The sequence below is a fragment of the Brevundimonas sp. CEF1 genome (genome assembly GCF_051353055.1).
GTDB lineage: Bacteria > Pseudomonadota > Alphaproteobacteria > Caulobacterales > Caulobacteraceae > Brevundimonas.
Genome location: NZ_CP195593.1, coordinates 3,212,501 through 3,237,033 on the forward strand (window position 1 = coordinate 3,212,501; position 24,533 = coordinate 3,237,033).

A 24,533-nucleotide genomic window follows, 5' to 3' on the forward strand; every position below is an offset into this window, starting at 1 on the left:
GCCCGGCCGGATCGGCGAGAAGGAGGTCTCGGTCCAGGAGGTGTTCGAGGCCATCGGCGCCCACGGCGCCGGCGCCCTGTCCGACGAGGGCCTGAAGGCGGTGGAGAGCGCGGTCTGCCCCGGCGCCGGCGCCTGCGGCGGTCAGTTCACCGCCAACACCATGGCCATGGCCCTGTCGATCATGGGCATCAGCCCCATGGGCGCCAATGACGTCCCCGCCGTCGATCCGGCCAAGGGCGCCGAAGGCGAGCGTTGCGGCCGTCTGATCGTCGAGCGCGTCTTCGCCGGCGACACGGCGCGCAAGTTCATCACCCGCGCCAGCCTGAAGAACGCGGCCATCGCCGTCTCGGCCTCGGGCGGCTCGACCAACGCCGTCATGCACCTGACCGCCATCGCCGCGGAAGCCGGCGTCGATTTCGGCATCGAGGACTGCCACCAGGCCTGCGTCGAGGCTCCGGTCATCTGCGACCTGAAGCCCGGCGGCCGCTTCCTGGCCTCGCACCTGTTCGCGGCCGGCGGCACGCGTCTGGTCGCCCAGCGCCTGGCCGAGGCGGGCAAGATCGTCAACACGCCGACCGTCAGCGGCCGCAGCCTGTTCGCCGAGGCCGCCGAGGCCGAGGAGACCCCGGGCCAACAGGTCGTCACCAGCATGGACGCTCCCGTCATGGCGCGCGGCTCCTACGCGGTTATCTATGGCGACGTCGCCCCCGAGGGCGCGGTCATCAAGCTGACCGGCCACAAGGTCGACCGCTTCGAAGGCCCCGCCGCCGTCTTCGACTGCGAGGAAGACGCCTTCCACGCGGTCCAGGACGGCTCGGTCGGCGAAGGCGACGTCATCATCATCCGCTACGAAGGTCCCAAGGGCGGTCCCGGCATGCGCGAGATGCTGCAGGTCACCGCCGCCCTGAAGGGCCGCAAGATCGAAAACGTCGCCCTGCTGACCGACGGCCGCTTCTCGGGCGCCTCTTACGGCTTCGTCGCCGGCCACGTCTCTCCCGAAGCGGCGGCGGGCGGCCCGATTGCACTCATTCGCGATGGCGATCCGATCGTCATCGACGTCACCAACCGAAGGATCGATGTGCTCGTCGATCTGGAGGCGCGCCGGGCGGACTTCGCCCCCAACCGGGTCCGTCCGGCGCAAGGCGTTTTCGCGAAATACCGCGCCGCCGTCGCCTCCGCCTCGCAAGGGGCCGTGACCATCCCCAATCCGCCACCGGCCCAAACGCCCGCGACCTATTCCAACGCTGCCATCCCAAACGACCAGATTTCTGAGGACGCCTGAACCATGGCCATCACCATCTACACCAACGACGACATCAAGCCGGGCGCCATCGCCGGTCAGCGCATCGCCGTCATCGGCTATGGCTCCCAAGGCCGCGCCCACGCCCAGAACCTGAAGGACTCGGGCCATGACGTGGTGGTCGGCGTTCGTCAGGGCGGCACCGGCTGGAAACACGCCACCGCCGACGGCGTCCCCACCGCCGAGCCGGCCGAGGCCGTTCGCGGCGCCGACATCATCGCCATCCTGACCCCGGACATGATCCAGAACGAGGTCTATCGCGACATCATCGAGCCCAACGCCAAGCCGGGCGCCGCCCTGCTGTTCGCCCACGGCTTCTCGATCATCTACGGCCGCATCACCCCGCGCGACGACATGGACGTTATCCTGGTCGCCCCTAAAGGCCCGGGCGATCTGGTCCGTCGCGAGTTCGCGCGCGGCCGGGGCGTCCCCTCGCTGTTCGCCATTGAGAAAGACGCGACCGGCAAGGCGCGCGACCGCGCCATGGGCTACGCCAAGGGCATCGGCGGCGCGACCGGCGGCCTGCTGGAGACGTCTTTCCGCGAAGAGACCGAGACCGACCTGTTCGGCGAACAGGCCGTCCTGTGCGGCGGCGCCAAGGAGTTGGTCATCTCGGGCTTCAACACCCTGGTCGAGGCCGGCTACCAGCCCGAGATCGCCTACTTCGAATGCCTGCATGAGCTGAAGCTGATCGTGGACCTCTTCTACGAGGGCGGCATCTCCAAGATGCACCACTTCATCTCGGAAACCGCCAAGTGGGGCGCCGTCGCCTCGGGTCCGCGCGTCATCACCGACGAGACACGCGCCCGCATGAAGGAGGTCCTGACCGAGATCCAGGACGGCACCTTCGCGCGCAACTGGATCGCCGAGAACGAGGCCGGCAAGCCGCAATACGACGCCTGGCTGGACGCCGATCGCCAATCCCACATCGAGCAGACGGGCGCCCGCCTGCGCGAGCGCATGGCCTGGCTGCAGACCCCCAAGTCTGAAGCCGCCTGACCTGCATATATATAAAGAGAGACTGACCCGATGAGCGCCGCCGCGCCCGCCCTGAAAACCGCCTCCGCTCCGGCGACCGTGAACGACACGGCCACCGGCGCGCGCCTGCTCGTCTCCAGCCTGGAGCGGATGGGCGTGGAGGTGGTCTTCGGCTACCCCGGCGGCGCCATCATGCCCATCTACGACGCCCTGACCGGGACGGGCCTGAAGCACATCCTGGTCCGTCACGAACAGGGCGCGGCCTTCGCCGCCGACGCCTATGCCCGCGCCTCGGGCAAGGTCGGCGTCTGCATGGCCACCTCTGGCCCCGGCGCCACCAATCTGATCACCGGCATCGCCAACGCCATGATGGATTCGGTGCCGATGGTCTGCATCACCGGCAACGTCCCCCAGGGCGTCATGGGCACCGACGCCTTCCAGGAGATCGACATCCTGGGTGTCACCCTGCCGATCGTGAAACACTCTATATTGGTGCGCGACGCCTCGGAGATCCCGGCGGCCGTCGAACAGGCCTTCCACATCGCCGCCTCGGGGCGCCCCGGCCCGGTTCTGGTCGACCTGCCGAAAGACGTCCAGTTCGCCACCGCCGTCGCCCCCTTCGGCTTCAACATCCCCAATGAGACCAGCGACGTCGATCACGACGCCATCGCCGAGGCCGAACGCTTCATCCGCGCCGCCGAGCGCCCGCTGATCTACATCGGCGGCGGGGTGAAGATTGGTCGCGCGACCGAGGCCGTCCGCGCCTTCGCCGAGGCCACGGGCATCCCCACCGTCTCAACCCTGAACGCCCTGGGCACGGTCGCTACCGACGCCCCCGGCTATCTGGGGATGCTGGGCATGCACGGCACGCGCGCCGCCAACGAGGCGGTCCAGTCGTCCGACCTGCTGATCGTCCTGGGCGCCCGCTTCGACGACCGCGCCACGGGCAAGCTGGCCGAGTTCGCGCCCCACGCCCGCGTCGTCCACTTCGACGTCGACGCCTCCGAGATCGGCAAGCTGCGCGAGACCCATGTCGCGGTTCCCGGCGAGCTGAAGTCCGGCGTCGAGGCCCTGACGGCGCGTCTGGCGTCCGCCCCTCTGGCTATCGACCCCTGGGTCATCCGCTGCGCGACGGCAGCGGTGCATCACGCCGCCCGCTATGACGCGCCGGGCGAAGGCGTCTATGCGCCCGCCCTGCTGAAGCAATTGTCCGAGGCTGCAGGCGACCGCTTCGTCGCCGCCTGCGACGTCGGCCAGCATCAGATGTGGGCGGCCCAGCACTGCCGCTTCTCCAAGCCGGAAGCCCACATCACCTCGGGCGGTCTGGGGGCCATGGGCTTCGGCCTGCCCGCCGGTCTGGGCGCCAAGCTGGCCGACCCGTCGGCCACAGTCGTCACCATCGCCGGCGACGGCGGCTTCATGATGAATATCCAGGAGCTGGCCACCCTGAAGCGTTACGGCGTCGCCCTGAAGATCGTCCTGCTGGACAACGCCTCGCTGGGCCTGGTGCGCCAGTGGCAGGAGCTGTTCTTCGAGGAGAACTATTCCGAGGTCGATCTGTCCGACAACCCGGACTTCGTGAAGGTGGCCGAGGCCTTCGGCATCGAGGCCTTCCGCATCGACCGTCGCGATCAGGTCAAGGACGGCATCGCCCGCCTGCTGGCAGCCGACGGCCCCTGCCTGGCCCACGTCATCATCAACCCCAAAGAGAACGTCTGGCCCCTGGTTCCCCCGGGCAAGAGCAACGCTGAAATGATGGAAGGCGCATGAGCATGAGCGACACCATTCACATCCAGATCGACCGGGCCGACGGCTCGCTTCAGCGTCTTATCGGCCTGGTGGAGCGCCGCGGCTTCCACATCGACGGCATGAGCATGGCCGACGAAGGCGCCTCGCGCCGCATCGCCCTGACCGTGCGCGGCCGCGACGCGGCGCGCTCCATCGACAATCTGGGCTGCCAGATCGACCGCCTGTTCGGCGTCGCTCGCATCGGCGCCCCCGCCTACCAGTCCGAGGCCGCGTAAAATGTCCCGAGTAGAACGAGTATCCAGAACGGCCGAGATTACGGCGTCGGATCCCAACCGCGTCATCATCTTCGACACCACCCTGCGCGACGGCGAACAGGCCCCCGGCTTCTCCATGTCGGCCGAGGCCAAGCTGAAGATGGCCCATGTCCTGCGCGACCTGGGCGTGGACGTGATCGAGGCTGGCTTCGCCGCCGCCTCGCCGGGCGACGAGGAATGCATCCGGCGTGTCTGCGGCGAAATCGAGGGACCGATCTTCGCCTCGCTGAACCGCGCCAACGAAAAGGACATCGACGCCTCGTTCCGGGCTCTGGCCCCGGCGCCGAAATCGCATCGCCGCTGCCACGTCTTCCTGGCCACCAGCCCGATCCACCGCTCGGCCAAGCTGCGCATGAGCACCAACGAGGTGCTGGCCACCATCTCGCGGACGGTGGAATACGCCGCCTCGATGTTCGACGACGTCGAGTTCTCGGCCGAGGACGCCTTCCGCACGGAACCCGAGTTTCTGACCGAGGCCTTGATGGCCGCCGCCGATGCGGGCGCCCAGACGCTGAACGTGCCCGACACCGTCGGCTACGCCACGCCCGAGGAATCGCGCGAACGCTTCGCCTATCTGGACAGCATCATCCGCCCGCGCCACGCCGATGTGATCTTCTCGTCGCACGCGCACAACGACCTGGGTCTGGCCGTGGCCAACTCCCTGGCCGCTGTCGAGGGCGGGGCGCGTCAGATCGAGGGCGCCATCAACGGCATCGGCGAACGCGCCGGCAACGCCTCCATCGAGGAGATCATCATGGCCCTGCGCACCCGCGCGGACCGCTATGGTGTCAGCGTATCCGCCGAGAGCCGTCACCTGGTGCGCGCCTCGCAGACCCTGCGCGACGTGACCGAGACGGTCATCGCCCGCAACAAGGCCATCGTCGGCCTGAACGCCTTCGCCCACGAGGCCGGGATCCACCAGCACGGCATGATGGCCGACGCCCGCACCTACGAGATCATGCGTCCCGAGGACGTCGGTTTCGAAGGCAGCTACTTCGTGCTGGGCAAGCATTCCGGCCGCCACGCGGTCGGCAAGCGGGCCGAGGCCCTGGGTCACGTGCTGGAAGGCCAGCGCCTGGCCGACGTCTTCGCCGGCTTCAAACAACGCGCCGACCAGATCGGCGAAATCAATGACGCGGAGCTGACCGCCATCATCACGGCCGTGACAGCCGGGGGCGCCTCCGCACAAATGGACAAGACCTATGCAACCGCTGGCTAAGAATATCTGGATCAATGGCGAACTGATCGCGTGGGAAAACGCCACGGTTCACGTCATGAGCCACGCCCTGCACTACGGCACCTCGGTGTTCGAAGGCATCCGCGTCTATGACACCCCCAACGGCCCATGCGGCTTCCGCCTGACCGACCACGTGCGCCGCCTGTTCGACAGCGCCCGCATTTATCATTTCCCCCTGCCCTTCACCGAGGACGAGCTGGTTCAGGCCTGCAAGGAGGTGGTCCGTTCCGAGGGCCTTCGTTCGGCCTACCTGCGCCCCCTGGCCTTCCTGGGCGAGTGCGGCATGGGCGTGTCCCCGTCGCCGGACAACATCCGCACCGACGTCATGATCTCGGCCTTTCCCTGGGGCGCCTATCTGGGCGAGGAGGCCCTGGAAAAGGGCGTCGACGCCTGCATCTCCAGCTGGAACCGCGTCGCGCCGAACACCATCCCGGCCGGGGCCAAGGCGGGGGGCAACTATCTGTCCGGCTATCTGATCGGCCGCGAAGCCCGCGTGCGCGGCTTCGGCGAAGGCATCGCCCTGGGCGCTGACGGCCTGCTGTCCGAAGGCGCGGGCGAGAACCTGTTCGTGGTCAAGGACGGCGTGCTGATGACCCCGCCCGCCGCCGCTTCCATCCTGCAGGGCATCACCCGCGACAGCGTCATGAAGCTGGCGCGCGGCCTGGGCTATGAGGCCCGCGAACAGATCCTGCCGCGCGAAGCCCTCTATGTGGCCGACGAGGTCTTCATGACCGGCACCGCCGCCGAGATCACCCCGGTCCGCTCCATCGACGGCATCGCCACTCGCGCCAACGGTCCCGGCCCGATCACCAAGGCGGTCAACAAGGCCTTCCGCGGCCTGTTCGACGGCACGACGCCGGACCGCTTCGGCTGGCTCGAACCCATCGGCGAGGCCGCCACCGCCCCCAAGGAGCGCGTGCATGAGCCAGCCTAGAACCCTGTATGAAAAGGTCTGGGACCGGCACGTCGTCGTGCCGGAAACGGCCGAGACTCCGGGGGTGATGTATGTGGACCTGCACCTGGTCCACGAAGTCACCTCGCCGCAGGCTTTTTCCGAAATCGAGGCGCGCGGACTGAAGGTCCGCCGCCCCGACCGCACCTTCGCCACCCTGGATCACTCCACCCCGACCCTGCCCGCCGGACCGGACGGCCAGCACCCCTATGTCACCGACCAGGCCCGCAAGCAGGTCGAGACCCTGGAGGCCAACTGCGCCCGCCACGGCGTCGAGCTGGCCGGATGGGGCTCGGACCAGCGCGGCGTGGTTCACGTCATGGGGCCTGAGCTGGGCCTGACCCAGCCCGGCATGACCGTGGTCTGCGGCGACAGCCATACCGCCACGCATGGAGCGTTCGGAGCATTGGCCTTCGGCATCGGCACCTCCGAGGTCGGGCACGTCCTGGCCACCCAGTGCCTGTTGCAGCGCCGCGCCAGGTCCATGCGCGTCACCGTCAACGGGGCCCTGCGTCCCGGCGTCTCGGGCAAGGACGTGGCTCTGGCCGTCATCGCCGCCATCGGCTTTGGCGGCGGCACCGGCTACGTCATCGAATATGCCGGTGAGGCCGTGCGCTCGCTGGACATGGAAGGGCGCATGACCCTGTGCAACATGTCCATCGAAGCGGGCGCGCGCGCCGGCATGATCGCCCCTGACCAGACGACTATCGACTGGCTGCGTGGCCGTCGTCATGTCCCCGCCGACTATGAGACCGCCGCCGCCGACTGGCTGGGTCTGGCCTCCGACCCCGGCGCGACCTTCGACAAGGAGGTGACGCTGGACGGCGCCGCCATCCGCCCCATGGCCACCTGGGGCACCACCCCCGACGCGGGCGCTCCGGTCGGCGCCCCAGTGCCGCAGCCGCGCTCGGACTCGGACCGCAAGGCCATCGCCTACATGGGCTTCACCGCGGGCGAGGCGACGACCGGCCACAAGGTCGACGTCGTCTTCATCGGCAGCTGCACCAACGGCCGCCTGCCCGATCTGCGCGCCGCCGCCGAGGTCCTGCGCGGCCGCAAGGTCCAGCCGGGCGTGCGCATGCTGGTCGTCCCCGGCTCCGAAGCCGTGCGCCGCGACGCCGAGGCGGAAGGGTTGGACAAGATCTTCACCGAGGCGGGCGCCGAATGGCGCATCCCCGGCTGCTCCATGTGCATCGCCATGAACGGCGACGTGGTCGGCGAGGGCCAGTTGGCGGTCTCCACCTCCAACCGCAATTTCGAGGGCCGTCAGGGCAAGGGCGCCCGCACCATCCTGGCCAGCCCGGCCACCGCCGCCGCCAGCGCCGTCGCCGGCTTCCTGACCGACCCGCGCGTCTATCTGGAGGCCCCCCTCATGCAGCCGAGCGCCGCGCGCGAGGCGGTAGGGGAGAAACACCATGTCTGAACCGTTCAAGGTGCTGACGTCGAAAACCCTGACCCTGAGCCAGGCCAATATCGACACCGACCAGATCATCCCGGCCCGCTTCCTGACCACCACCACGCGCGAGGGTCTGGGCGCCCAGGCCTTCTATGACTGGCGCTATGAGGCCGACGGCGCGCCCAAGCCGGAATCCGTGCTGAACCGCATCGATCCAAGCGAGCACCGCATCCTGCTGGCCGGGCCCAACTTCGCCTGCGGCTCGTCGCGCGAGCACGCCCCCTGGGCCCTGCTGGACTATGGCTTCCGGGCCGTGATCTCGACCGAGATCGCCGACATCTTCACCTCCAACGCCCTGAAGAACGGCCTGCTCCCCATCGTCGTCGATCAGGCCATCTGGGACGATCTCGCCGCCCACCCGGAACAGCCGGTGACCATCGACCTGGAAGCCGGCGAGATCCGTCGCGGCAACGTCGCCCCCGTCCCGTTCAAGGTCGAGGCCTTCGCCCGCCAGTGCCTGCTCGACGGCGTCGACACCCTCGGCTGGCTGCAAGCCAGGCTGCCCTACATCCAGACCTATGAACGCTTCCGTGAACCGGAGACCATCTGATGCCCAACACCCGCACCTTCAACATCGTGGTCCTGCCGGGCGATGGCGTCGGCCCTGAGGTCGCCCTGGCGGCCCAGCGCGTGCTGACCTGCATCGGCGACATCTATGGCCATCGCTTCGAGTTCGCCGAGCACCTGATCGGCGGCGCCGCCATCGACGCCACCGGAGAAGCCCTGCCCGAGGACACCAAGGCCGCCTGCTTGGCGTCCGACGCGGTCCTGCTGGGCGCCGTTGGCGGTCCCAATTGGGACGGCGCCCCGGTTCGACCGGAGCAAGGCCTGCTGGCCATCCGCAAGGCCATGGGCCTGTACGCCAACCTGCGCCCCCTGCAGGTCTCGCCCGTCCTGGCCCACCGCTCGCCGCTGAAGAAGGAGATCGTCGAGGGCGTCGATCTGATCGTCTTCCGCGAGCTGACCAGCGGCGTCTATTTCGGCGAGAAGACCCGCACCGAAACCAGCGCCTCGGACCTGTGCGTCTATACGGTCGAGGAAATTGAGCGCGTCGCCCGCGCCGCCTTTCAGGCCGCCGGCCAACGCCGCGGCAAGGTCACCTCGGTCGACAAGGCCAATGTCATGGAGACCAGCCGTCTGTGGCGCGAGGTCGTGACCCGCATCCACGCCGAGGAATATCCGCAGATCACCCTGGAGCATGCTCTGGTCGACTCCATGGCCATGCACCTGATCCGCAAGCCGCGCGACTATGACGTCATCCTGACCGAGAATATGTTCGGCGACATCCTGTCGGACGAGATCTCGGTCCTGGGCGGCTCCATCGGCCTGCTGCCCTCGGCCTCTCTGGGCGCCGACGGTCCCGGCCTGTTCGAGCCGATCCACGGCTCGGCCCCGGACATCGCAGGGCAAGATCTGGCCAACCCCGTCGGCATGGTGCTGTCGGCGGCCATGATGCTGCGCCACAGCTTCGATCTGGAGGACGAGGCGGATTCCATCGAGGCCGCCGTCGCCGCCGTCCTGGCCTCGGGCGCCGTCACCGCCGATCTGGGCGGGGCTCTGGGTACGGTCGAGGCCACCCGCGCCATCGTCGACGCCATCCGCGCCATCCACTGGGCGGCGGCGCGTCACGTGCCCATGCACTGGGCCTGAACCTCGGCGTCTATATCTTTAAAGAGAAAGGGCGGGCCTCGCGGCCCGCCCTTTTACATTCAGTTGTCGATCAACCCCTGCAGGGCCACGGCCAATCGCCGCGCCATCTCGGCCTTTTGCGTCTCGTCGAGCGAGGCATAGCCGTCCGACAGCTCGCGTCCGATCGCCATGCCCATGATCAGGCCCGCCGCCAGACGCGCGCGCACTGGCGCATCGGGTCCGCCGATCCACGCCGCCAGAGGATCGAAGAAGCGGCTGTTGGAAGTCCTCTGCATGACGTCCATCGCCTTGGCCGAACCGACCGAGCGCAGCAGGATCAGCAGGCCGCGCATCTTGGCGCCCGCCCCGTCGTCCTGACAGGGCATGACTTCGTCGTAGATGATCTCGCGCGCCATTCGATCGCCGAAATCCTCACGAGGACCATCCATCAGATCGCGGCCGTTCTTGCAGCTGTCGAGGACGGCGACGAACAGGTCTTCCTTTGAGCCGAAGTAGCGGCTGATCAGGGCCGCATCCACGCCGACGTCGCGCGCGACATCGCGCATGCCGACGTCGTCATAACTGTCGGAACAAAAACGCTCCCGCGCCGCTTCCAGAATTGCCTGGCGCGTCGCGTTCGCATTGCGTGGTCGGGGGGCGTCGCACAGGACCAAGTGGTCGTACTCCTATAAACCTTATCGCCTATATGGCTTTGTCATCAGGCGTTGACAAGCGCAACCATGATCATCATTAAGTCACCCGATGTTGACTGGCGCATCCTCCCCCGATGATCGCCGTTCCGCTATGTCTGTTACGTCAAAATCCCCTCCCAAGGAGAATGCGCCGATGCGCACGGTGAAGATCGCGGCCGCGTCCGTACTGATGGCGACCGCCCTCTATGGCTGTTCCAAGGGCGGTGAAGCGCCCGCCCCCCAGGCCCCCCCGGTGACGGTGGCCACCCCTCTGGCCCGTCAGATCGTTGATTGGGACGAGGTCACGGGTCGTTTTGAAGCTCCGCGCACCGTCGATGTGCGCGCCCGCGTCGGCGGCTACATCCAGTCGGTCCACTTCAAGGACGGCGACTTCGTGCGCCAGGGCCAGCTGCTGTTCACGCTCGACCCGCGTCCGGCCCAGGCCGCCCTCGCCTCCGCCCAGGCCCAACTGGCCCAGGCCCAGGCCCAACTGACCCTGGCCCGCACCGAGTTCACGCGCTCCGAAGGCCTGCTGGCCTCGCAGGCCGTGTCCCAGGCCGAAGTCGACTCCAAGCGCGGCGCCGTGGCCCAGGCCCAGGCTGCCGTCTCGGCCGCCAACGCCGCCATCCGCGCGCGTCAGCTGGATGTCGAGTTCACTCGCGTCACCGCCCCGATCTCGGGCCGCGTCTCTGACCGTCGCGTCGATCCGGGCAACCTGGTCGGCGGCGGCTCCTCGGCCCGCGACGTCCTGACGACCGTGGTTTCGGCCTCGCCGATCTACTTCGTCTTCGACGGCTCCGAAGCCCTGGCGCTCAAGTATCAGCGCGACGCCCGCACCGGCGGCGCCGCTCCGATCCGCATCCGACTGCAGGACGAGACCAGCTACGACCGCGTCGGCACGCTGGACTTCACCGACAACGCCATCGATCCGGCCTCGGGCACCATCCGCCTGCGCGCCGTGGTGGCCAACGCCGACGGCTTCCTGAAGCCCGGCATGTTCGGTCAGGCCCAACTGGCCGGCGCCGGCGCCTATCAGGCCCTGCTGGTGCCCGACGCCGCCATCTCGACCGACGCCGCGCGCCGCGTGGTCATCGTCGTCAAGCCCGACGGCTCGACCGAGCCGCGCGCCGTCCAGACCGGTCCCCTGGTCGACGGTCTGCGGGTCATCCGTTCGGGTCTGAAGCCGACCGACCGCGTCATCATCGCCGGCGGCCAGCGCATCCAGATGCCGGGCATGAAGGTCCAGGCCAAGAACGGGACCATCGCCCCGGTCGCCCAACAGCCGACCGCCGCCCCCGTCACCCAGGCGGCGCCGGCCTCCAGCGCCTCCTTCGCCAACGCCGGCTGAACCTAAATGAATATCTCCCGCTTCTTCATCGATCGGCCGATCTTCGCGGGCGTGATCTCGGTGTTCATCACCCTGATCGGCCTGTTCGCCTATCCGATGCTGCCCCTGTCGCAGTATCCAGAGATCGCGCCGCCCACCATCACCATCAACGCCGCCTATCCCGGTGCCTCGGCCGAAACCCTGGCCGAGACCGTGGCGGCCCCCATCGAGCAAGAGGTCAACGGCGTCGAAAAGATGCTGTATCTGACCTCCTCGTCCACCTCGGACGGGGCCGTGGCGATCACGGTGACCTTCCAGCCCGGCACGGATCTCGATTCCGCCCAGGTCCTGGTCCAGAATCGCGTCGCCCTGGCCGAGCCCAAGCTGCCTGAGCAGGTCCGCCAGATCGGCGTGACGGTCAACAAGGCCGAGAGCGGCTTCCTGATGATCGTCGGTCTGACCTCGCCCGACGGCAGCCTGGACAACGACTACGTCGGCAACTTCGCCAACTCGACGCTGCGCGACCGCCTGTTGCGGATCGACGGCGTGGGTCAGGTCCAGGTCTTCGGCGGCGGCAACTATTCGATGCGCGTCTGGATCGACCCGGCCAAGGCGGCCGAGCGCGGTCTGACTGGCTCCGACATCGTCGCCGCCCTGCGCGCCCAGAACGTCCAGGCCGCCGCTGGCTCGATCGGCCAGCCGCCCTTCGCCACCAACGCCGCCGCCTTCCAGCTGCCGGTTCAGGTCCAGGGCCGTCTGTCCGATCCCGATCAGTTCGGCGATGTGGTCATCAAGACCGACGCCGAAGGCCGCGTGACCCGCGTCCGCGACATCGCCCGCGTCGAACTGGGCGCCCAGGATTACGGCATCCGCGGCTTCTTCGACGGCGAGCGCGGCGTCGGCGTCGCCATCGTCCAGCAGCCGGGGGCTAACGCCCTGGGCACCGCCAACCGCGTCCTGGCCGAGGTCGAGGCCGTCAAGGCCGAGCTGCCCGCCGGCATGGCCATCTCCATCCCCTACAACCCGACGGAGTTCGTCGCCGCCTCGGTCGAGGCGGTGCAGCACACCGTGTTCGAAGCCGTCGTCCTGGTGGCCATCGTGGTCCTGGTCTTCCTGCAGACCTGGCGCGCGGCCATCATTCCCATCATCGCCATCCCGGTGGCCCTGGTCGGCACCTTCGCAGTGCAGTTGGCCCTGGGCTATTCGATCAACTCCCTGTCGCTCTTCGCCCTGGTTCTGGCCGTCGGCATCGTCGTCGACGACGCCATCATCGTGGTCGAGAACGTCGAGCGATACCTACGAGAGGGACTGACTCCCAAGGAGGCCGCCTATCGTTCGATGCAGGAGGTCTCCGGCGCCCTGATCGCCATCGGCCTGGTGCTGACGGCGGTGTTCGTCCCGACCGCCTTCGTGCCCGGCATCCCCGGCATCTTCTATCGCCAGTTCGCTGTCACCATCGCCTCGGCGACGCTGATCTCCCTGGTGGTGTCCCTGACTCTGTCCCCGGCTCTGGCGGCTCTGCTGCTGAAGCCGCACGTTCACCACGACAACGTCCGCAAGCCGGGCCTGTGGGGCGCGGTCACCTATTACGTCCGCTGGGCCGGCGATAAGTTCAACCAGGGCTTCGACTGGCTGTCCGACAAATACGGCCGCCTGACCGCCCGCCTGGTGCGTTCGCTGATGGTCGTCATGATCGTCTATGCGGGCCTGCTGGCCCTCACCGGCTGGCGTCTGGTGGACACGCCCTCGGGCTTCATTCCGGAACAGGATCAGGGCTTCCTGATCGGCGTCATCCAGCTTCCGGCCGGCGCCTCGCTGGAACGCACCGAAGCCGTGATGAAGCGCGCCGACGAGATCATCCAGAAGACCGAGGGCGTCGACGGCACCGTGGCCTTCGCCGGTCTGGACGGCTCCAGCTTCTCGTTCGGCTCCAACGCCGCGACCATCTTCGTGCGCCTCGACGCCTTCGAGGACCGCACCAAGGAACAGGCCGCGACCGCCCTGGCCGGCGCCATCACCGGCGCCACCGGCGGCATCGAGGAAGCCAACATCTTCGTCATCGCCCCCCCGGCCGTTCAAGGCCTGGGTAACGGCAACGGCTTCAAGATGATGATCCAGGACCGTTCCGGCGCGGGCTACCGCGCGCTGGAAGGGGCCACCTTCGCCATGATGGGCGGCGCGGCCCAGATGCCCGATCAGGTGCAGCAGGTCTTCTCGACCTACAACACCGGCTCGCCCCGCATCGCCGCCGACGTCGATCGCAACAAGGCCCTGATGATGGGCGTCCAGCCGTCGGCGGTGTTCGACACCCTCGGCGTCTATCTGGGCTCGTCCTACATCAATGACTTCAACCTGCTGGGACGCACCTTCCGCGTCACCGCCCAGGCTGAACCCTCGGCCCGCGACGACATCGCCGACATCGCCAACCTGAAGACCCGCTCCGCCTCCGGCGCCATGGTGCCGATCGGCGCCGTCGCCAACCTGCGCGAGGACTCCGGTCCGGCCCGCGTCGTCCGCTACAACCTGTTCCCGGCTTCCGAACTGCAGGGCCAGGCCGCGGCGGGCGTCTCGTCCGGCCAGGGCATCGCGGCGATGGAGCAACTGGCCTCTCAAGCCCTGCCGCGAGGCTTCAGCTACGAGTGGACCGAACTGGCCCTGCAGGAGAAGCAGGCCTCGGGCGGCGCCTCGGTCATCTTCATCATGGCCGTGGTCTTCGTCTTCCTGGTGCTGGCGGCGCAGTATGAGGCCTTCACCCTGCCGCTCGCGGTGGTGCTGATCGTCCCCATGTGTCTGCTGGCGGCCATGATCGGGGTGAACATCCGCGGTCTGGACAACAACATCCTGGTCCAGATCGGCCTGGTGGTCCTGATCGCGCTGGCGGCCAAGAACGCCATCCTGATCGTCGAGTTCGCCAAGCAGGCGGAAGAGGAAGAGGGCATGGATCGCTTCGAAGCGGCTGTTTACGCCGCCAAGGTGCGCCTGCGTCCGATCCTGATGACGTCCTTCGCCTTCATCTTCGGCGTCGTGCCGCTGATGCTGGCGACCGGCCCCGGCGCCGAAATGCGCCAGTCGCTGGGCACGTCGGTCTTCTCCGGCATGCTGGGCGTGACCTTCTTCGGTCTGATCTTCACCCCGGTCTTCTACGTCATCATGCGCTGGCTCTCGGCCAAGCTGCCCAAGCCCCCGGTCAAGGCGCGCGAGCTGCCGACGACCTACGGCGCGCCGCCGCATGATCCGTATGACCCCCACGACCCCGCGCCGGCCGCCCCCACCACGGCCAGCCCGCGCCTGGGAGACGCCTGATGCACCGTAAAGTCCTTCCCCTCCTGACCGCCTCCAGCGCCGCGCTTCTGCTCGCCGCCTGTGCGGTCGGGCCCAAGGCGCCGGACCCTACGGTTCCGGTGCAGGGCCAGGGCGCCTTCATCGGCTCGCAATCCGCCTCGGTTTCGACCGAGGCGGCCCGCGCTGACTGGTGGCGGCTCTACAACGACGCCACGCTTGACGGCCTGATCCAGCAGGCGCTGACCGAGAACAACGAGCTGGAGGCGGCCGCGGCCAATCTGCGCGCCGTCCGGGCCTCGCTGTCCGAGGCCCGCGCCGGCCGTCTGCCCACGACGAACGCCAACGCCGGCTTCACCCGCAGCCAGGCCTCGACCATCACCAACCCCGCCGCCAACGGCGCCAAGCTGGACGACGTCGACACCTACAGCGTCGGCCTGGACGTCTCCTATGAGGTCGACCTGTTCGGCCGGGTGGAGTCCTCGGTTCGCGCCGCGCGTGGCGACGCCGACGCCGCCCGTGAGGCCCTGGAGGTGGTGCGGATCACCGTCGCCGCCGAAACGGCGCGGGCCTATGCCGACACCTGCTCGGCCAACGCCCAGATCGCGGTGGCCGAGCGCACCATCGAGCTGCAAGGCAAGACCGTCGATCTGACCCAGCGTCTGCTGGACGGCGGTTCGGGCAATGGTCTGGACGTGGCCCGCGCCCGCGCGGCCCTGGAACAGACCCGCGCCAGCCTGCCGCCGCTGCGGGCCTCGCGCGACGGGGCCCTGTATCGCCTCTCGACCTTGACCGGACGCACCCCGGCCGAGGCCAGCGAGGCGGCGCGCGGTTGCCAGTCGCCGCCGCAGCTGTCGCAGCCGATCCCGATCGGCGACGGCGCGGCCCTTCTGGCCCGTCGTCCCGACGTGCGTCAGGCGGAGGCCCGCCTGGCCGCCGCCGCCGCGCGCGTGAACGTGGCCACCGCCAGCCTCTATCCGTCGATCAGCCTGGGCGGCTCTCTCGGCTCGACGGCGCTGGACTCCTCGGACCTGGGCGAGGACGCCAACTTCCGCTTCAGCGTCGGTCCGCTGATCAGCTGGAACTTCCCCAACATCGCCGTGGCCCGCGCCCGCATCAAGCAGGCCGACGCCCAGACCGACGCGGCCCTGGCCACCTTCGACCAGACCGTGCTGACGGCGCTGCAAGAGACGGAAACCGCGCTCAGCAGCTACGCCAACGAACTGGACCGCCGCACGGCCCTGCGCACCGCGCGGGACCAGGCGGCGACGGCGGCCCGTCTGTCGCGTCTGCGTTTCGACGCCGGCGCCGACAGCTTCCTGACGGTGCTGGATTCGGAACGGACCCTGGCCGGCGCCGACGCCGCCCTGGCCGCTTCGGAAGCCCAGGTCACCACCTACCAGATCGCCCTGTTCAAGGCCCTGGCCGGCGGCTGGGATCAGGCGCCCGATCCCGAAGCCTGATCCTCGGATCATCGCTGAAACAGAGACGCCCGGCAGGTTCGACCCCGCCGGGCGTTTTCTTTTGGCCGCGCGCGCATGATTTTGACGCCTGAAGGCGTGACCCTGGCCCGATTGATGCTCTAGGAAGGGCGTCGTGACCCTTTCCGCTGCGCCCTCCCCCGCCGCCGAGACCACCGCCGCCCCCGCGGCGGCCCTGGCCCATGCCCCCCGCGTGGTGGTCAAGATCGGATCCTCTCTGCTGGTTGACGCCGCCACCCGCGCCGTGGCCCGCGACTGGCTGGCCTCCCTGGCCCAGGACATCGCCGACCTGCGCGCGCAGGGCCGCGAGGTCATTGTCGTCTCCTCCGGCGCCGTGGCCCTGGGGCGCGGGCGGCTGAAGACCTCGCCGGGCCGGCTGCAGGACAAGCAGGCCGCCGCCGCCGTCGGCCAGACCCTGCTGATGCACGCCTGGGAAGAGGCCCTGGCCCCCCACGGCCTGATCACCGCCCAGGTCCTTCTGACCCGCGACGACACCGAACGCCGCCGCCGCTGGCTCAATGCCCGCGCCACGGTCGAGGCCCTCCTGGCCCACGGCGTCGTCCCCGTGGTCAACGAGAACGACACTGTCGCCACCGAGGAAATCCGCTACGGCGACAACGACCGACTGGCCGCCCGCACCGCCCAACTAGCGCGCGGCGACCTGTTGATCCTGCTGTCCGACGTGGACGGCCTCTACACCGCCGACCCCCGCCGCGATCCCGAGGCCCGCCACCTGCCCCTCGTCGAGAGCCTCGGCCCCGACATCCTCGGCATGGCCAGCGGCGCCAATGCCGAGGCCGGCGTCGGCACCGGCGGCATGGCCACCAAGCTGGCCGCCGCCCAGATCGCTCGTTCGGCCGGCTGCGCCACCGTCATCGCCTCGGGCCTGACCCCGCACCCGCTGAAGGCCGTGGCCGAGGGCGCCCGCGCCACCCTGATCACCGCACCCGCCACGCCTCTGGCCGCCTGGAAGCAGTGGATCGCCGGCAGCATGGCGCCGGGCGGTTCCTTGACGCTGGACGAGGGCGCCGTGCGTGCGCTGAAGGCGGGCAAGAGCCTGCTGCCCTCGGGAGTCGTCACCGTCAGCGGCGAGTTTGAAAAGGGCGACAGCCTGCGCCTGCTCGACCCGACCGGCGCCGTCGTCGGCGTGGGCCTTGCCGCCTATCCCGCCGACGAGATCGCCCTGATCCGGGGCCGCCACTCCGATGAAATCGAGACCCTGATCGGCTATCGCGGCCCCTCGGTCGTGATCCACCGCGACGACCTGGTGCTGGAAACCCGATGACCGACGTTGCCGATCTCATGCTCGACATGGGCCGCCGCGCCCGCGCCGCCGCCGACGCCCTGCGCGCCACCACGCCGACCGCCCGCACCGAGGCCCTGACCCGTCTGGCCGAGGGCTTGCGCGCCGCCGAGGCCGAGATCCTGGCCGCCAACGGCCGCGACATCGAAAACGCCCGCGCCTCCGGCCTGTCCGAGGCCCTGATCGACCGTCTGGCCCTGACGCCCGCCCGCGTCGAGGGCGTGGCGGTCGCCGTCGAGACCATCGCCGCCCAGCCCGATCCCGTCGGCGCCGAGATGGCCCGCTGGACCCCCGCCAATGGCCTGGACATCGCCCGCGTCCGCACCCCCATCGGCGTGCTGGGCGTCATCTATGAGAGCCGGCCCAATGTGACCGCCGACGCCGCCGCCCTGTGCTTGCGCTCGGGCAACGCGGCCATCCTGCGCTGCGGTTCGGACTGCCTGGCCACCTCGCGCGCCATCGCCGCCGTGGTCGCCCGCGCCGTGTCCGAGGCCGGCCTGCCCGCCGACGCCATCCAGCTGGTCCCCGTCCCGGATCGCGAGGCCGTGGGCGCCATCCTGTCTGGCCTCGAAGGCGCCATCGACCTGATCATTCCGCGCGGCGGCAAGAGCCTGGTCGCCCGCGTTCAGGCCGAGGCCAAGGCCCCCGTGCTGGGCCATCTCGAAGGCCTCTGCCACACCTATCTCGACGCCGCCGCCGACCTCGAGGTCGCCCGTCGCGTCGCCGTCAACGCCAAGATGCGCCGCGTCTCGGTCTGCGGCGCCACCGAGACCCTGCTGGTGGATCGCGCCGCCGCCGCGCGCCTCCTGCCCGCCGTCGCCGCTGACCTGATGGCCGCCGGCTGCGAACTGCGCGGCGATACTGAGACCCGCGCCCTGGTCCCCGCAGCGACCGAGGCGAATGAGGCCGACTGGACCACCGAATACCTGGCCCCCGTCCTGTCGGTGCGGGTCGTGGACGGAGTGGCGGGCGCCGTGGACCATATCCGCCGCTACGGCTCGGGCCACACCGAGGCCATCATCACCACCGATCCCGAGGCCGCCGAACGCTTCGCCAACGGCATCGACAGCGCCATCGTCCTGATCAACGCCTCGACCCAGTTCGCCGACGGCGGCGAGTTCGGCTTCGGCGGCGAGATCGGCATCTCGACCTCCAAGCTGCACGCCCGCGGCCCTGTCGGCGCCGAGCAGCTGACCACCTACAAATACGTCGTGCGCGGCCAGGGCCAGACCCGACCCTGAAACAGAAAAGGCCGGAGCCGCCGCCCCGACCTCTCTATACGGGCCTCAAGCAGCCCGAAGGGCGATAGGCCCAAAAAGGAAGCTTACGACCTGCCTTCCGGCAGGGCGTAAGCGATCACATAGTCCCCCTCGGGCGTCTCCATGAAGTGATGCCCGCCGGCCATGATGACCAGATACTGACGGCCGTTCTGCTCATAGATCATCGGATTGGCCTGGCCGCCCGCCGGCAGGACGTCGGACCAGACGGTCTTGCCCGTTTCGATGTCTATGGCCCGGATCAGGTCGTCGGTCGCGGCGGCGATGAAGATCAGTCCGCCCGCCGTCACCGCCGAGCCGCCGTTGTTCGGCGTCCCGATCTCGAACGGCAGCAGGGAGGGGATGCCGAAGGGCCCGTTCTTGCGCGCCGTGCCGAACGGGCGATCCCACAGGGTGCGGCCGGTCTTCAGGTCGATGGTGCGGAGGCCGCCATAGGGGGGCTGCTTGCACAGCAGACCCGTGGCCTTGACCCGCCAGCCGGCGTTGACGTCGATGGCGTAAGGCACGCCCGCCTGCGGGTCGCCCGCCCCCTCGGCCTTGGACTTTGACAGGTTGCCGCCGCGGTTGGCCGCTTCCTTCTCGCGCTCGATGTAGCGGGGGTCGTCGCGCGAGAACCAGCCCAGCCGATCGGCCTCGGCGCGCGGCACCAGGCGGTTGTGGTTGGGCATGTCGTTGTAGTTGGCGACGATCACGCCGCGCGCCGGATCAACCGCCACCCCGCCCCAGTCCGAGCCGCCGTTGTAGCCCGGATACTGGATCCAGTGCCGATCCGAGGTCGGCGGAGTGAAATAGCCCTCATAGGCCGCCTGACGGAACTGGATGCGACAGAACATCTGATCGATCGGCGACATGCCCCACATGTCGCGCTCGGTCAGGTCCGCCTTCCTCAGCGTGTGGAACAGGGAGAAGGGCTGGGTCGGGCTGCGTTGCGAGGGCTCGACGCCGCCCTGGGGCACGCGGCGATCCTCGACCTTGTGCAGGGGCTGACCGGTGCGACGGTCCAGAATATAGAGATCGCCCTGCTTGGACGGCAGGATCACCGCCGGCACGCCCCCGGGCATGTCCACCAGGGTCGCCTGCGAGCCCAGGTCGTAGTCCCAGACATCCTTGCGCACCGTCTGGAAGTGCCAGCGCGGCTTGCCGGTCGTCACGTCCAGCGCCACCAGAGAGGTCGAGTATTCGTTCTCGGCCGGACGGCGCAGACCGGAATAATAGTCAGCCGCCGAATTGCCCATGGGCAGGAAGACCAGGCCCAGGGCCTCGTCCGCCGTGGCCGTGGTCCACATGTTCGGCGTGCCGGGGGTGTAGGTCTGCCCCTCCGGCGGCAGGGCGGTGATGTCGGGCCGCATCATGTCCCAGGCGAAGCGCAGTTGCCCCGTCACGGCGTCAAAACCCTGAATCACGCCGGACGCGTTCCAGCGCTTCTGCCCGTCCAGGACCTGATGCCCCGTCACCACCACGCCGCGCACGATGACCGGGGCCGAGGTGATGGAGACCATCCCCGGATAGGGGTCGCCCATGCCGGTCTTGATGCTGACCGCGCCATTCGTCCCGAAGCCGGCGCAGGGCGCCCCCGTTCGGGCGTCCACGGCCACCAGCCGACCGTCCAGGGTGCCCTCGATGATCCGCGTGGCGCAGGGCTGGGCTGCATCGACATTGGGCTGGGCGTAATAGGTCACGCCCCGACAGGCGGCGGTATAGGGGATCTGGTCGTCGGCGACCTGAGGATCATAGGTCCACTTCTGCTTGCCGGTCGTCGCATCCAGGGCGAACAGCCGGTTCCGGGCCGAGCACAGATAGAGGGTGTCGCCGATCTTCAACGGGGTGGTTTCCGCTCCGAACCGCTCCTCCGGCAGATCGCCGGTGCGGAAGGTCCAGGCCCGCTGCAAGCCCTTCACATTGTCCTTGTTGATCTGGCTCAACGGCGAATAGCGCTGGGCGCTGTCGGCTCCGCCATAGGCCGGCCAGTCGGCGCCCGTCTTGATCAGGGCCGGATCGCCGATCCCGCCCTGCCCCGCCGCCGGGACCGGGCTTTGCACCCTCGCCTTGTTGGCCTGAGCCACCACCACGCCGGAGATCAGCCCCAGGACGACGATCAGGCCGATCCCGCCGAACGCCAGCTTGCCGCCTCCGCCTTCGCGCTTCAGCGCGGGGAAGGACAGGACGACGAAGATCAGCAGCACCAGGGGCGCGATCACACGCGGCACCAGGGCCCAGCCGTTCAGCCCCACCTCCCACAGCGCCCAGATCACCGTGCCGATGAAGATCAGGATGTAGAGCCAGGCGCCGGTCGTCCTCAGCAGGGCCAGCAGCCCCCCGGACAGGATCATCAGCAGGCCGACGATCAGATAATAGGGCGAGCCGCCCAGCATGATCAGTTGCCCGCCACCGATGGTCAGCGTCAGCCCGATCAGGGCGATGACCACCCCGAGCAATCGCACCAGGACGCTTCCGAATCCGCGCCCGCGTTCAATGGAGGACATGTCGCACGACTCCTGGGAGTTCAGCTTAGGGGCCAGCTTGGCCTTGCCTCAACACCCGCGAAGCCGAGCCGTTCCAGAATGCGGCGAGAAAGCGACCAAAGAAAAAGGGCGGCGCCGCAGCGCCGCCCTCTCCTATCGCTCCGAACCGAACCGATCCGTCAGTTGACGGGGCGGCCTTCGGTGTCGACCACCTGAACCTCGCCCAGGTTGAGGGCGCGGATCTTGGGTTCGATCGCCGCGCGATCGCCGACCACGACCCAGGTCGTCGGCCCGTCGCCGACGATGGCGCGCGCCGCGACCGAGGCCCGCTGCGGATTGGTCGCGTTCACCGAGGCGGCGTAGCCGTCGTAATAGTTTTCCGGCACGCCATAGACGACCATGCTGGTCAGGTCGCCCGCCACGGCGGCATTGGTCTCCCAGTTGCCGGCCATGCCCAGGACCAGGTTGGAGCGCACGGCGGCGATCTCTTCCTCGGTCAGGGGACGCGAACCGACCACGTCGCTCAGCTCCTTGCGGATCTCGACCAGGCTCTCGGCCGTCTTGTCCGACTGGACGCCCGTCGAGACCAGGAACATCCGCTCGCCACGCGTGGTGCGGATGCCCGACCCGGCGCCATAGGACCAGTGCTTGTCCTCGCGCAGGTTCATGTTGATGCGGCTGGTGAAGGCGCCGCCCAGGGCGGTGTTGGCCACATCGATGGCCCCCTCGGTCGCCGCGTCGAAGGCCGGGGCCAGACGGCCGGCGGTGATCGACGATTGCGGACCGGCGCGGTCCACGATCAGGACGCGGGGCGCCGATTGCGACGGCAGGGCCGGCGCGGCGGCCTTGACCGGCAGCGGGGTCGAGGGCGCGCGCCAGGTGCGGAAGGCCTTCTCCAGCGCCGGAGCCAGTTCGGCCTGGGTCGTGTCGCCGACCACCACCAGGGTGGCGTTGTCGGGGCGGAACCAGGCGGCGTGATAGGCCTCGGCGTCGGCGGGCGTCAGGGCCTGAACGCTGGCCTCGGTGCCCGAGGTCGGACGGCCATAGGGGTTTTCAGGACCAAAGACATTGGCCGCCAGAACCCGGCTGGCGATGGCGCCGGGGTTGCGGTTCGACTGCTGAATGCCCGACACCTGCTGGGCCTTGGCCCGCTGGAAGTCCTCGACCCGGAAGGCCGGATTCTGGATGATGTCAGCGTAGAGGGCCAGCGACGGCTCCAGACGCGACTCGATCGCGTTCAGCGAGACGTTGGTGTAGTCGACCGCCGAACCCGCGCCGATCGAGGCGCCCAGCAGTTGCAGCTGGTCGCTGATCTGCAAGGCGTTCAACCGGTCGGTGCCATTGGTCATGACGGCGGGGGCCAGCTGGGCCACGCCGTTCTTGCCCGCCGGATCAGCCGCCGAACCGGCCTCGACGATCAGGTTCATGCTGACGGTCGGCACGCCCGTGCGCGGGGCCAGAACCACCTTCAGGCCGTTGGACAGGGTGAAGCGCTCGAAGCTGGGGAAGTCGGCCTGGGGCGCGGCGCCCGGGTCCGGCATCTTGCTGCGGTCGGCGCCGGTCGCGGCCGTGGTGAAGTCGGGGAAGGGCAGGACTTCCAGGGCATAGCTGCCGTCGGTCAGCCAGTCGCGGCCCGCGCCCGTCAGGTTTGCGGGCGTGGCGGTCAGCAGACGCTCGTAGCTGGCCTTCCAGGCGCCGGGGTCGCCGAGGAAGACCTGGCTCTCGGCCAGGCGGTCGGACTTGCCGCCGAAGCCGCCGATGCGCTCCAGGCCGCGCACCAGACCGGCGCCGGTGACGGTGCGGGCGCGCTCCAGCTCCTCGGCGCTCGGGCCGTCGCGCAGCAGGCGGGCCATTTCCTCATCCACCACGCGTTCGATGGCGCCCAGGTCCTGACCCGGCTTGGCGGTGACCATGACCAGGAACTGGCTGCCGATCTCGCTTTCCGAGGTGCCGGCGAAGACGCTGGTGGCGACCTGATCGTCAAACACCAGACGCTTGTGCAGACGCGAGGTGCGGCCCGACGACAGGACCTGGCCCAGCAGGCCCAGATAGTCGGTGGCGGCGTCGCCCGTCGGCGGCACGTTCCACACCTTGTAGAGGCGCGGCTGGCCGACGCGGTCATACATGATCTCGCGCTGCGCGCCCTCCATACGCGCGATCATGCGCTGCGGCTGGGTGACGGGCGGGCCCGAGGGGATGTCGCCGAAATAGTGCTCGACCTTGGCGCGGGCTTCCTCGGGCGTGATGTCGCCGGCCAGGACGATGGTGGCGTTGGCGGCCCCGTAATAGTCGCGGAACCAGCCCTTCACGTCGTCCAGGCTGGCGGCGTCCAGATCGGCCATCGAGCCGATGACGGTGTGGCCATAGGGGTGGTCGGCCGGATAGGTGGCCTCGGTGATCGCATCCCAGACGCGGCCATAGGGCTGGTTCTCGCCCTGGCGCTTCTCGTTCTGGACGACGCCGCGCTGTTCATCCAGGCGGGCCTGGTCGATGGCGCCCAGCAGGTGGCCCATGCGGTCGCTTTCCAGCCACAGGACGCTGTCCAGCGCCGAGGTCGGGACGTTCTGGAAATAGTTGGTGCGGTCGGTGTTGGTGGTGCCGTTCTGATCGGTGGCGCCGAGCAGTTCGGTCGCCTTGAAGAAGTCGTTGTTGAAGTTCTCCGACCCGTTGAACATCAGGTGCTCGAACAGGTGGGCGAAGCCCGAACGGCCGACCGGCTCGTTCTTGGACCCCACATGATACCAGATGTTCACCGCCACGATCGGCGCCTTGTGGTCCTCATGGACGATCAGGGTCAGGCCGTTCGGCAGCACCATCTTGGTGAAGGGGATGTCCACATCCGGCAGGGCCGGCAGGGCTGCGGCGGCCGCCCGGTTCTGGACGGCGGGCGGCGCGGCGGGCGCCGGAGCGGCGTGAGCGGCGGCGGCCAGCAGGCTGACGGCGGCCCCGCCCAGAAGGGCCAGGCGGCGGGCGGCGATGGTCATGAAGTCCCCCAATGCGATATCGCGATGGCGGGGACCGTAACGGCGCTACGCCGCCAGAAACCAACCTGTCCAAAATTTAATCCGCCCCAGAGGGCCGTCATGCGCCTTCCGGA

17 protein-coding genes (1 of these 17 cut by a window edge) are annotated in these 24,533 nt (G+C 69.0%); 14 read left to right on the top strand and 3 right to left on the bottom strand.

The genetic code is table 11. The features are described from left to right. The 9 genes in view from ACR9FL_RS16145 to leuB are tightly spaced (at most 30 nt apart) and all read left to right on the top strand, a layout consistent with a single transcriptional unit that may run on beyond the window. On the top strand, nt 1-1,282 hold the 3' portion of the coding sequence (locus ACR9FL_RS16145; protein ID WP_436356359.1) for a dihydroxy-acid dehydratase. It extends 473 nt beyond the left edge of the window; 1,282 of the gene's 1,755 nt are visible here — the last part of the coding sequence; its start codon lies off the left edge, out of view; the stop codon is at nt 1,280-1,282. A 3-nt stretch (nt 1,283-1,285) separates the two neighbouring features. Further along, nucleotides 1,286-2,299 carry a ketol-acid reductoisomerase gene (ilvC, locus tag ACR9FL_RS16150; protein ID WP_436356360.1) on the top strand — a complete coding sequence of 338 codons (1,014 nt, stop codon included), beginning with the start codon at nt 1,286-1,288 and terminating at the stop codon, nt 2,297-2,299. Between the two features lie 30 nt (nt 2,300-2,329). Continuing rightward, entirely contained in the window at nt 2,330-4,048 is a 1,719-nt protein-coding gene (gene ilvG, locus ACR9FL_RS16155; RefSeq protein WP_436356361.1) for an acetolactate synthase 2 catalytic subunit, read from the top strand. Nucleotides 4,049-4,050: 2 nt separating this feature from the next. Further along, a complete protein-coding gene (locus tag ACR9FL_RS16160; protein ID WP_114818162.1) occupies nt 4,051-4,302 on the top strand; it encodes an ACT domain-containing protein in 252 nt (83 codons plus the stop codon). A 1-nt stretch (nt 4,303) separates the two neighbouring features. Beyond that, nucleotides 4,304-5,560, top strand: coding sequence for a 2-isopropylmalate synthase (locus ACR9FL_RS16165; protein ID WP_436356362.1), 1,257 nt, complete (start codon nt 4,304-4,306; stop codon nt 5,558-5,560). Then, on the top strand, nt 5,544-6,512 hold the full coding sequence (locus ACR9FL_RS16170; RefSeq protein ID WP_436356363.1) for a branched-chain amino acid transaminase: 969 nt from the start codon (nt 5,544-5,546) through the stop codon (nt 6,510-6,512). Before ACR9FL_RS16165 ends, ACR9FL_RS16170 begins: the two co-directional genes overlap by 17 nt. After that, entirely contained in the window at nt 6,499-7,953 is a 1,455-nt protein-coding gene (leuC, locus tag ACR9FL_RS16175; RefSeq protein ID WP_436356364.1) for a 3-isopropylmalate dehydratase large subunit, read from the top strand. The genes ACR9FL_RS16170 and leuC overlap by 14 nt, the downstream gene beginning before the upstream one ends. Continuing rightward, the gene (gene leuD, locus ACR9FL_RS16180; RefSeq protein ID WP_436356365.1) at nt 7,946-8,536 is read left to right on the top strand and encodes a 3-isopropylmalate dehydratase small subunit; all 591 of its coding nucleotides are present in this window, start codon (nt 7,946-7,948) and stop codon (nt 8,534-8,536) included. The genes leuC and leuD overlap by 8 nt, the downstream gene beginning before the upstream one ends. Beyond that, nucleotides 8,536-9,636: a 3-isopropylmalate dehydrogenase gene (leuB, locus tag ACR9FL_RS16185; RefSeq protein ID WP_436356366.1), complete on the top strand. Its 1,101-nt coding sequence runs from the start codon at nt 8,536-8,538 to the stop codon at nt 9,634-9,636. The genes leuD and leuB overlap by 1 nt, the downstream gene beginning before the upstream one ends. 59 nt (nt 9,637-9,695) lie before the next feature. On the opposite strand, the gene ACR9FL_RS16190 is transcribed toward leuB, so the two are convergent. Then, nucleotides 9,696-10,181: a TetR family transcriptional regulator gene (locus ACR9FL_RS16190; RefSeq protein WP_436356367.1), complete on the bottom strand. Its 486-nt coding sequence runs from the start codon at nt 10,179-10,181 to the stop codon at nt 9,696-9,698. Between the two features lie 280 nt (nt 10,182-10,461). Here ACR9FL_RS16190 and ACR9FL_RS16195 point away from each other — a divergent pair, with 280 nt between their 5' ends. From ACR9FL_RS16195 to ACR9FL_RS16215, 5 genes are all read left to right on the top strand, one after another. After that, nucleotides 10,462-11,655 carry an efflux RND transporter periplasmic adaptor subunit gene (locus tag ACR9FL_RS16195; RefSeq protein WP_436356368.1) on the top strand — a complete coding sequence of 398 codons (1,194 nt, stop codon included), beginning with the start codon at nt 10,462-10,464 and terminating at the stop codon, nt 11,653-11,655. 6 nt (nt 11,656-11,661) lie between these two features. Further along, complete coding sequence (locus ACR9FL_RS16200) at nt 11,662-14,937, top strand: efflux RND transporter permease subunit (RefSeq protein ID WP_436356369.1); 3,276 nt, start codon at nt 11,662-11,664, stop codon at nt 14,935-14,937. Continuing rightward, nucleotides 14,937-16,376: an efflux transporter outer membrane subunit gene (locus ACR9FL_RS16205; RefSeq protein WP_436356370.1), complete on the top strand. Its 1,440-nt coding sequence runs from the start codon at nt 14,937-14,939 to the stop codon at nt 16,374-16,376. Before ACR9FL_RS16200 ends, ACR9FL_RS16205 begins: the two co-directional genes overlap by 1 nt. A 133-nt stretch (nt 16,377-16,509) precedes the next feature. After that, entirely contained in the window at nt 16,510-17,679 is a 1,170-nt protein-coding gene (gene proB, locus ACR9FL_RS16210) for a glutamate 5-kinase (RefSeq protein WP_436356371.1), read from the top strand. Continuing rightward, nucleotides 17,676-18,938 (top strand): glutamate-5-semialdehyde dehydrogenase, encoded by a 1,263-nt coding sequence (locus tag ACR9FL_RS16215; RefSeq protein ID WP_436356372.1) that lies wholly within the window; start codon nt 17,676-17,678, stop codon nt 18,936-18,938. The genes proB and ACR9FL_RS16215 overlap by 4 nt, the downstream gene beginning before the upstream one ends. A gap of 83 nt (nt 18,939-19,021) precedes the next feature. Here the strand turns inward: ACR9FL_RS16215 and ACR9FL_RS16220 are convergent, their stop codons facing one another. Together ACR9FL_RS16220 and ACR9FL_RS16225 are read right to left on the bottom strand one after the other, a co-directional pair. Continuing rightward, nucleotides 19,022-21,457, bottom strand: a complete 2,436-nt coding sequence (locus tag ACR9FL_RS16220) for a membrane-bound PQQ-dependent dehydrogenase, glucose/quinate/shikimate family (RefSeq protein WP_436356373.1) — start codon at nt 21,455-21,457, stop codon at nt 19,022-19,024. Nucleotides 21,458-21,615: 158 nt separating this feature from the next. Next, nucleotides 21,616-24,420, bottom strand: coding sequence for a M16 family metallopeptidase (locus ACR9FL_RS16225; RefSeq protein ID WP_436356374.1), 2,805 nt, complete (start codon nt 24,418-24,420; stop codon nt 21,616-21,618). Nucleotides 24,421-24,533: the final 113 nt, after the last annotated feature.